General features: G+C 65.5%; 8 protein-coding genes and 1 pseudogene. 6 read left to right on the forward strand and 3 right to left on the reverse strand.

What is annotated here, in order from left to right; genetic code table 11:
* Positions 1 to 157: 157 nt before the first annotated feature.
* The 4 genes from JOY90_RS26420 (at position 158) to JOY90_RS26435 (ending at position 4,072) form a co-directional block, all read left to right on the forward strand.
* Entirely contained in the window at positions 158 to 1,519 is a 1,362-nt protein-coding gene (locus tag JOY90_RS26420) for a S41 family peptidase (RefSeq protein WP_291694045.1), read from the forward strand.
* Positions 1,520 to 1,672: 153 nt separating this feature from the next.
* Positions 1,673 to 2,872: a divergent polysaccharide deacetylase family protein gene (locus tag JOY90_RS26425; protein WP_291694046.1), complete on the forward strand. Its 1,200-nt coding sequence runs from the start codon at positions 1,673 to 1,675 to the stop codon at positions 2,870 to 2,872.
* A 78-nt stretch (positions 2,873 to 2,950) separates the two neighbouring features.
* Positions 2,951 to 3,457, forward strand: a complete 507-nt coding sequence (locus JOY90_RS26430; protein WP_291694047.1) for an RNA pyrophosphohydrolase — start codon at positions 2,951 to 2,953, stop codon at positions 3,455 to 3,457.
* Between the two features lie 117 nt (positions 3,458 to 3,574).
* Positions 3,575 to 4,072, forward strand: a complete 498-nt coding sequence (locus JOY90_RS26435) for an RNA pyrophosphohydrolase (RefSeq protein ID WP_291694048.1) — start codon at positions 3,575 to 3,577, stop codon at positions 4,070 to 4,072.
* A 52-nt stretch (positions 4,073 to 4,124) separates the two neighbouring features.
* On the opposite strand, the pseudogene JOY90_RS26440 reads toward JOY90_RS26435, so the two are convergent.
* Positions 4,125 to 4,382, reverse strand: a pseudogene (locus tag JOY90_RS26440) (adenylate/guanylate cyclase domain-containing protein); the annotation flags it as partial.
* Between the two features lie 159 nt (positions 4,383 to 4,541).
* Between JOY90_RS26440 and JOY90_RS26445 the strand changes: the two are divergent.
* Positions 4,542 to 4,787, forward strand: coding sequence for a hypothetical protein (locus JOY90_RS26445; RefSeq protein ID WP_291694052.1), 246 nt, complete (start codon positions 4,542 to 4,544; stop codon positions 4,785 to 4,787).
* 15 nt (positions 4,788 to 4,802) lie between these two features.
* Positions 4,803 to 7,550, forward strand: coding sequence for a flagellin (locus JOY90_RS26450; protein ID WP_291694049.1), 2,748 nt, complete (start codon positions 4,803 to 4,805; stop codon positions 7,548 to 7,550).
* A gap of 402 nt (positions 7,551 to 7,952) precedes the next feature.
* Here JOY90_RS26450 and JOY90_RS26455 read toward each other — a convergent pair whose 3' ends face one another.
* Together JOY90_RS26455 and atpD are read right to left on the reverse strand one after the other, a co-directional pair.
* Positions 7,953 to 8,360 carry a F0F1 ATP synthase subunit epsilon gene (locus JOY90_RS26455; protein WP_291694050.1) on the reverse strand — a complete coding sequence of 136 codons (408 nt, stop codon included), beginning with the start codon at positions 8,358 to 8,360 and terminating at the stop codon, positions 7,953 to 7,955.
* Positions 8,361 to 8,473: 113 nt separating this feature from the next.
* Positions 8,474 to 9,340 (reverse strand): F0F1 ATP synthase subunit beta (gene atpD, locus JOY90_RS26460; RefSeq protein WP_291694051.1); only part of this gene is annotated, 867 nt, incomplete at its 5' end.

Consider the following 9,340-nt stretch of genomic DNA (forward strand, 5'->3'; position numbering starts at 1 on the left):
CCGGAGAGCCGATCGCGATCATGGGGGGCGGGCAGGAAGCGGCCGCGATCGCGACAGGTTCGAGTCAGCCGGTACTCTACATCGAGTTTCGCAAGGACGGGACCCCCGTCGACCCGAGCCCCTGGTGGGCGACGACAGAAAGCGGAAAGGTGCGCGGATGATGCGCAAGACGTCCCTGATTCTCATCGGTGCGGCCGCAGGCGCGGCGCTGACGCTGGTGATGACCCAACCGCGCACCGTGATGGTCGGGATCGGCTCCGCTGCGCGCGCCGCCGCTGCCGACACCTACCGCCAGCTCAACCTGTTCGGGGACGTGTTCGAGCGCGTGCGCGCCGACTACGTCGAGAAGCCGGACGACAGCAAGCTGATCGAGCAGGCGATCAACGGCATGCTCAACGGGCTCGATCCGCATTCGAGCTATATGGATGCGAAGAGCTTCCGCGACATGCAGGTGCAGACCCGCGGCGAATTCGGCGGGCTCGGCATCGAAGTCACGATGGAAGACGGCCTGATCAAGGTGGTCTCGCCGATCGACGACACGCCGGCCTCGAAGGCCGGTATCCTCGCCAACGACATCATCACCACGCTCGACGATGAAGCCGTGCAGGGCCTGACCCTGAACCAGGCGGTCGAGAAGATGCGCGGGCCGGTCAACACCAAGATCCGGCTGAAGATCATCCGCAAGGGCGTCGACAATCCGATCGACGTCACGCTGATGCGCGACAACATCCGCGTCCGCTCGGTGCGCGCGCATGTCGAGGCCGACGACATCGGCTACATCCGCATCACCACCTTCAACGAGCAGACCACCGAGGGCCTGAAGAAGGAAATCGGCAATCTGCAGAACCAGATCGGCGACAAGCTGAAGGGCTTCGTCATCGATCTGCGCAACAATCCCGGCGGCCTCCTGGAAGAGGCGGTGACGGTGTCCGACACCTTCCTCGAGCGCGGCGAGATCGTCTCGACCCGCGGCCGCAATCCGGAAGAGACACAACGTCGCACCGCGCATCCGGGCGACCTGACCAAGGGCAAGCCGGTCATCGTGCTGATCAATGGCGGCTCGGCGTCGGCCTCCGAGATCGTCGCCGGCGCCCTGCAGGACCACAAGCGCGCGACGCTGGTCGGCACGCGCTCGTTCGGCAAGGGCTCGGTGCAGACCATCATCCCGCTCGGCAGCGGCAACGGCGCGCTGCGTCTGACCACCGCGCGTTACTACACGCCTTCCGGCAAGTCGATCCAGGCCAAGGGTATCGTTCCCGACATCGAGGTGCTGCAGGACGTGCCGGACGAACTGAAGGCGCGCACCGACACCAAGGGTGAAGCCTCGCTCCGCGGCCATCTCAAGGGGGCGGAGGGCGAAGAGAAGACCGGCTCGCAATCCTACCTGCCGCAAGATCCCAAGGACGACAAGGCGCTCAAGGTCGCCGACGATCTGCTGCACGGCATCAAGTCGAGCGCGTCGACCCCTGCTCCGGCCGGTAGCGATGGCGCTTCCGGCGACAAGGCCTCGCTGCGGTAGCACGCGCTGCGCCTTCAACGGTCGACCGGCATCGGAGGGGTGGCCCATGGGCTGCCCCTTTGCTTTTGAGGGCCGCCGGTTCCTGTGCGGCGCCCGTCTGCCTCCCATTCGCCCAACCATGCTAGTGTCGGCCCCGTTGATTCGGGAAAATTCATGGCAGAAGCGGCCGACGATCTGAGTGCCCCGCTCGGACAGAGCACGCCGCGACGCAGGCGTCGGCTTGGGCTGCCCTTCACGGTTATGCAGCTCCTCGCCGTGGGGCTCGGGCTGTTTCTCGCCGCCTTCGCCGGCTTCGCCATTTTCGGCGACGACCCGCTCGGCGGCGAGCCGGTTGCCCATGTCGCCCTGCGGCAGGGCAAGTCCGCCGACGACAAAATGGCTGCCGCGCCCCCCGGCGGCCATGAGCCGCACGCCGGAACCAAGCCGGCCACGGCGGGCGAGCAGAAGACCGTCACGATCATCGATGGCTCGAGCGGCGCACGTCATGACGTCGTGATCTCCCCCGAGAAGTTCGACGCGCGTGAGGACAACGGCCAGCCCGCCACCGTGATGGCGGGCGTCGACCGGCGCCTTCTGGAGAAGGGCCGCTACGGCATGATCCCGGTCGTCTCCGATGGAATGAAGTCGTTCAGCACCTACGCCGCACCGGCCGACCGGGCGAAAGCGGCGCAGATGCCGGTGGTGTCGATCGTCATCGGCGGTCTTGGCGTCGGCGCGGCCAAGACGGCAGAGGCGATCGTGAAATTGCCGCCCGCTGTGACGCTGGCCTTCACGCCCTACGGCTCCGATCCGGCGAAGCTCGCCGAGCGGGCGCGAGCCGAGCACCACGAGGTATTCCTCCAGGTCCCCATGGAGCCCTACGATTATCCCGACAACGATCCGGGACCGCAGACGCTGCTCGCCAACCTCGGCGCCGAGCAGAATCTCGACCGCCTGTCCTGGCACCTCGGTCGGCTGCAGGGCTATGCCGGGGTTGCGAATTTCATGGGGGCGCGCTTCGTCGCCACCGAGCCTGCGATGCAGCCGGTCATCCGCGAAATATCCAAGCGTGGGCTCGGCTATTTCGACGACGGCTCGGCGCCGCGCAGCGTCGCCGCTTCGCTGGCTGCAAGCCTCGCCGTGCCCTTTGCCAGAGGCGACGTCCAGATCGACGCCGTGCCCACGCCTGGAGAAATCGACCATGCGCTGGCCAGGCTCGAGACCACCGCCAAGGAACGCGGATCGGCGGTCGGGACCGCCTCGGCCCTGCCGGTCTCGATCGAGCGGATCGGGGCCTGGCTCAAGACCCTGGACGCCCATGGCATCCTGCTTGTCCCATTGACAACCACGATGCTGAAATCAAAATCGAGCTAAGGTGCCTCGCCCGCCCCGCATCGCTGACGGCAAGGGATGCGGCTCCAGGGTTGGGGGCAGGCGAGAGGCATCGGGCGAATGACGCGCTACGAGGATCTGCCCTACCGGACCTGCGTCGGCATCACGCTGCTCAACGCAGCCGGGCTGGTCTTCATCGGCCGCCGCGCCGGCGGCATCGAGCATGTCGATGAATCCCATGTCTGGCAGATGCCGCAGGGCGGCGTCGATCCCGGCGAGAACACCTGGGAAGCCGCCAGGCGCGAGTTGTACGAGGAGACCAGCGTACGGTCGGTGGAGAAGCTTGCCGAGATCGACGATTGGCTGATCTACGACATTCCACGCACCGTGGCAGGCCGTGCCTGGAAGGGCCGCTATCGCGGCCAGCGTCAGAAATGGTTCGCGCTGCGTTTCACCGGTCGGGATGCCGAGATCAACGTTGCCCATCCCGGTGGGGGCGGCCACAAGGCTGAATTCGTCGATTGGCGCTGGGAGCCGATGCAGAACCTCCCCGAGCTGATCGTGCCTTTCAAGCGCCCGGTCTATGAGCGCGTGGTCAAGGAATTTTCCGCGCTCTCCGTCAAATAGGCGTCGATCTTTCGCGAAAGCCGGCACTCATATCACTCGACAATCGCGTAAGCGATCAGCGTCACATTTGGCGCCGCGGCATCTGTTATAGACGCTTCGCGTTTTCGGAGTGTCTGGATGTCGGAAGCCAAGCCCTATCGCACGAATGTCGGCATTACGCTGTTCAACGCCGACGGCCTGGTGCTGATTGGCCGGCGCTTCCGCGACGACGGTCCCGAGATCATCGCGCCCGGGCTCGAATGGCAGATGCCGCAGGGTGGCGTCGATTCGGGCGAGGAGCCGCGCACCGCGGCGCTGCGTGAATTGTGGGAAGAAACGTCGGTGAGGAGCGCCGAGTATCTCGGCGAGACCGACTGGCTGACCTACGAATTTCCGCCCTACGACGGACCACCGCACCGGCTGTCGAAGTTTCGCGGCCAGCGGCAGAAATGGTTCGCGCTGCGCTTCACGGGGCACGAGACGGACATCGATCCCTTGACGCCGCGCAACGGCCAGCCGGCGGAGTTCGACGCCTGGCGCTGGGAGCGGTTGAGCCTGATCCCCGACCTCGTGGTGCCGTTCCGCCGCGACGTGTATCGCGCGGTGGCGAAGCAGTTTGCGACGTTTGTGCGCTGAGCAGGCTCAATTCGCACCCACCATGAACGGGCCGATCACGATGACATGACACCCGCGGCGGCGTGGTGGTGCCGTCCTCGCGCCGCATCGCCACCATGTAGGCATGCACGGGCGTCGGGATGTTCTTGACCTCCTGCGCGCCGATGTCGCCCGCCGTGTTGAAGATCCGGCCGCCGGCCCTGGCGATGAAGTCGTCGGTGACGGACCGATAGGCGGCGAGACGCCGCAGCGTCTCCTCCTCGTCCTCGGCGACGAGTCGTGAATAGCCGGCGATATCAGCCGCGAATATCGCCGCGATCTTGCGCTTCATGAGGACGACTGGCCCCAGCTTCAGAAGTCCGTGCGATGTCGCCGCAACATCTCTCGAGGACTTCCGAGTGCCGCTATCGATCCGAAATCCCTGCAACGCTTCGGCCGCGCGGACGGATTTCGGATTGGCGGCACCAGCCGAACTGGACGACCATCGCGGTTGTACCATGCCGCCGGAAGTTCCAGCAGGCAACCGCGTTCGGCGGCTCCGGTCGTCGTCCAACAGGCCGGCCGTCTCGACATCGAGCGGAGCGGCGCAACCACGCCGCCGAACGCCGAACGCACCGTCCCGGAAATTTACGACTCGTTCATCGTTCTCCGTAGTTTTACGATCCGTTTTACTTTTGGCGGTATCCATTTGCCGGTCGAGAGCGGTATCACTTTGCTGCTCCGACGTGAAACCTAGAAAGGGATTGAGCAAATGTCTGGTATCGTGCTTTCGGCGGCCGTCCGCCAAAACCTCCTGTCGCTGCAGTCGACCGCATCGCTGCTCGCGACGACCCAAAACGACCTCGCCACCGGCAACAGGGTCAACTCGGCTCTCGACAACCCGACCAACTACTTCACCGCGCAGGGTCTCAATAACCGCGCCTCCGACATCGGCAACCTGCTCGATGCGATCGGTAACGGCGTTCAGGTCCTGCAAGCCGCCAACACCGGCATCACCTCGCTGCAGAGCCTGGTGGCCAGCGCACAGTCGATCGCCAACCAGGTGCTGCAGAGCCCCACCGGCTATTCGACCAAGTCGGGCGTGACCTCGCTTGCGATCTCCGGCGCGAACGCCAACAACCTGCTCGGCACGCCGAGCGGCAACACCGCCGCGACCGGCACTGCCGTCAATTCCGCTGCCATCACCGGCGGCGCCAGCCCGATCTCGGCCGCCACCAGGCTGGTCGGCACCGCGGGCAGCGGCTCGAACGACCTCGCGGCCGCCATCAGCAACGGCGCCGTCCTGACCGTCGACGGCAAGAACATCACCTTCTCGACCGGTCAGACCAGCTCGACGACCGATGCCTCCGGCAACGTCACGATCGGCATCGGCACAGGCTCGGCGCTCACGGTCGGCGACGTGCTGAGCGCGATCGACCACATCACCGGCAGCACGACGGCTTCGTCAGTGTCGGCGGGCAAGATCGTGCTGCAGACCGGCTCGACGCAGGACCTGGTGGTCTCGGGCACCTCCAACGTGCTCTCCGCACTGGGTATCTCCGCCGGCACGACCAAGATCCCGTCCACCGTCACCGGCAACGGCCTCACCACCCCCGCGGCCCAGCCGATCGCGGGGAGCACCACGCTGAGCCACCTGGGGACCGCGATCGACGACGGCGCGGTCCTGACCGTCAACGGCAAAACCATCACCTTCTCGTCCGCACACACGGGTGCGGCGACGGCCAGCGGCGGCAACTACACGATCGGCTTCGACTCCACCGTCGCCCAGTTGGAGACGGTGATCGACACGCTCGGCGGCAGCACCAGCTCCGTCTCGGCGGGCCAACTCGTGCTCCACGCTGGAGCATCGACGGACCTGACGATCGCGGGCGACGGCACATCCAACGTGCTGACCGCGCTCGGTCTCTCCGCCGGCACGACCACCCGGGGCACTGCTGCCACGGGCAACGTCATCAACGACGACACCCGGGTGGCGATCTCGACGTCGACCACGCTCGACAAGCTGTCGAGCCAGCTCGCCAACAACTCGACCCTGATCATCGACGGCAAGACCATCACGTTCTCGGCCTCGCAGAGTGGCGTGTCGGCGCCCGACGCCAACGGCAACGTCACGGTCGGCATCGGCGCGGGAACGGCGGCGACTGTCGGCCAGTTGCTGGGCGCGATCGACACCATCACCGGCGCCACGGGCTCCACGGTCTCCGGCACGGGTCAGCTCAAGATCAAGACCGGCAACCAGAACCTGGTGATCGGGGGCACCGCGGTCAGCACGCTCGGTCTCGCTCCCGCAACGACCAATGCGGCCACCTCCGTGACCGGCACCGCCGTCAACAACGATGCCACCTCGAGCACGGTCGCGATCTCGGCGACGACCAACCTCGCGAGCGACCTCGCGACCGCGATCACCAATGGCGCGGTCCTGACCGTCGACGGCAAGAACATCACCTTCTCGACCGGCGCGACCACCTCGACGACCGACGCCTCCGGCAACGTCACGATCGGCATCGGCACAGGCTCGGCACTCACCATCGGTGACGTGTTGAGCGCGATCGACGCCATCACCGGCAGCACGACGGCCTCGTCGGTGTCGAACGGCCAGATCGTGCTGCAAACCGGCACGACCCAGAACCTGGCGATCTCGGGCAGCACCAACGTGCTCTCGGCGCTCGGCCTGACCGCCGGCACCACCAGCGATCTCTCGATGTCCGGCAAGACGCTGACCGTCGGCGCCACCGCCGGCGGTACGGCGACCAACATCACCTTCGGGACCGGTGACGGCCAGATATCGACGTTGAATCAGCTCAACGCCGCACTGGCCGCGAACAACCTGCAGGCTTCGATCGACACGTCGGGCAAGATCACCATCACCACTACGAACGATGCGGCTTCTGCGACCATGGGCGCGATCGGAGGAACCGCCGTCACCGCTACGGTTGGCGCCTTCAAAGGCGTCCCAGCCGCGGCGGCGCCGGTTGTCGATCCGAACGCGCAGGCCTCGCGTGCGGGTCTGGTCGGCCAGTACAACAACGTGCTGGCGCAGATCAACACTACGGCGTCGGACACGTCCTTCAACGGCGTGAACCTGTTGAACGGCGACACCTTGAAACTGGTGTTCGATGAATCCGGCAAGTCGACGTTGAGCATCACCGGCGTGACGTTCAACATCGCGGGCCTCGGTCTTTCGACCCTGACCGCGGGCACGGACTTCCTGGACAACAGCTCGGCCAACAAGGCGCTCAGCGCGCTGAACGCGGCCTCGACGACGCTGCGTTCGGAAGCCTCTTCGCTCGGTTCGAACCTTTCGATGGTGCAGATCCGTCAGGACTTCAACAAGAACCTGATCAACGTGCTGCAGACCGGCGCGTCGAACCTCACGCTGGCCGACACCAATGAGGAAGCGGCCAACAGCCAGGCGCTGTCGACCCGCCAGTCGATCGCGGTTTCGGCGTTGGCCCTCGCCAACCAGTCGCAGCAGAGCGTGCTGCAGCTGCTGCGCTAACTAAGAGATGATGCCGCTCCCTCCGCCGCAAAGCGGCGGGAACGGAAGGCTTCAACAAAGCAATGGCCGGGGTGGCATCCACCCCGGCCGCCGCGTTCCACCGACCGCGCTGCTAGAGCCTTTTCCGTTCCCATGGAATCGGAACGGAAGCTCTAGCTTCTTTGTCTTGACGCGTTTTTCTTCGCGCGAACCGGTATCCACTTCGCTCGAAAACGCTCGAGCTCGCCGTCGTCGTCCGGCTTGCGCGCCCGCCGAAGCCTCGGCGTAGGCGGGACCGGGCGACGCAGCACGCCGCGGCCTATCGAATCGATCGCTGACGTCTCTGGGATGCTGGATCACCCGCCTTCGCAGGTGAATGACAGTGAACCAGGTGGCGGCTGCCTGCCGGCGCCCGTCGCTGCCTCAATGCATTGCGGTGGTTTCGATCTGGTGCTGAATGCTCTTGAAATGATCGAGCCGCTCGATCGCGTGGTCGAGCTCGGAGCCTTCCTTCTCGGAGAGCTTGGCTTCCATGCCGGAAATCTGCTCGGCGAACCTGACGCGATCGAGCTCGTCGAGCGAGGTCGCGACGTCGGCGAGCAGCGTCAGGCCCGTCTCGGAAACCTCGGCGAGCCCGCCGAGCACGATGATCTTCTGCTGCGTGCCGTCGGCGCGGACGGTCACGATGCCGGGCCGCACCGCGGCGACCACCGGCGCGTGTCCGGCCAGCACGCCGAAATCGCCCTCGACGCCGGGAATGTCGACCTGGTCCACCTCACCCGAGAAGGCGAGCTTTTCCGGCGAGACGAGATCGAAGTGGAAGGTAGCCATGGTGAACCCAGCGAATCGTGAATAGCGAACAGCGAATAGTTGAGCGTGAGCGGCGGCAGGCTGAAGGCGTCTCGCCTTTCCCTAGTCGCTACTCACTACGCCCCATTCGCTCCTTAAGCGGCTTCCGCGAGCTTCTTGCCCTTCTCGACCGCCTGCTCGATGGTGCCGACCATGTAGAAGGCGGCTTCTGGCAGATGGTCGTACTTGCCTTCGCACAGACCGCGAAAACCCTTGATGGTGTCGGCGAGCTCGACGAACTCGCCTTTCGAACCGGTAAACACTTCGGCGACATGGAACGGCTGAGACAGGAACCGCTCGATCTTGCGGGCGCGCGCCACCGTCAGCTTGTCATCTTCGGACAATTCGTCCATGCCGAGAATGGCGATGATATCCTGCAGCGACTTGTAGCGCTGCAGGATCTGCTGGACCATGCGCGCGGTGGTGTAATGCTCTTCGCCGACGACCAGCGGCGTCAGCATCCGCGAGGTCGAGTCGAGCGGATCGACGGCAGGATAGATGCCCTTTTCGGAGATCGCACGCGACAGCACCGTGGTGGCGTCGAGATGCGCGAAGGAGGTCGCCGGCGCCGGGTCGGTCAGGTCGTCGGCCGGCACGTAGATCGCCTGCACCGAGGTGATCGAGCCCTTGGTCGTGGTGGTGATGCGCTCCTGCAGCGCGCCCATATCGGTGGCGAGCGTCGGCTGATAACCCACTGCGGAGGGAATGCGTCCGAGCAGCGCCGATACTTCCGAGCCGGCCTGAGTGAAGCGGAAGATGTTGTCGACGAAGAACAGCACGTCCTGGCCCTGGTCGCGGAAATATTCGGCGACCGCCAGTCCGCTCAGGCCGACACGGGCACGCGCGCCCGGCGGCTCGTTCATCTGGCCGTACACCAGCGCACATTTCGATTTCACGTTCGGATCGGGATGATGCGGGTCGGCGTTGACCTTGGATTCGATGAACTCGTGATAGAGGTCGTT

The organism is Bradyrhizobium sp. (assembly GCF_019242285.1).
GTDB lineage: Bacteria > Pseudomonadota > Alphaproteobacteria > Rhizobiales > Xanthobacteraceae > Bradyrhizobium.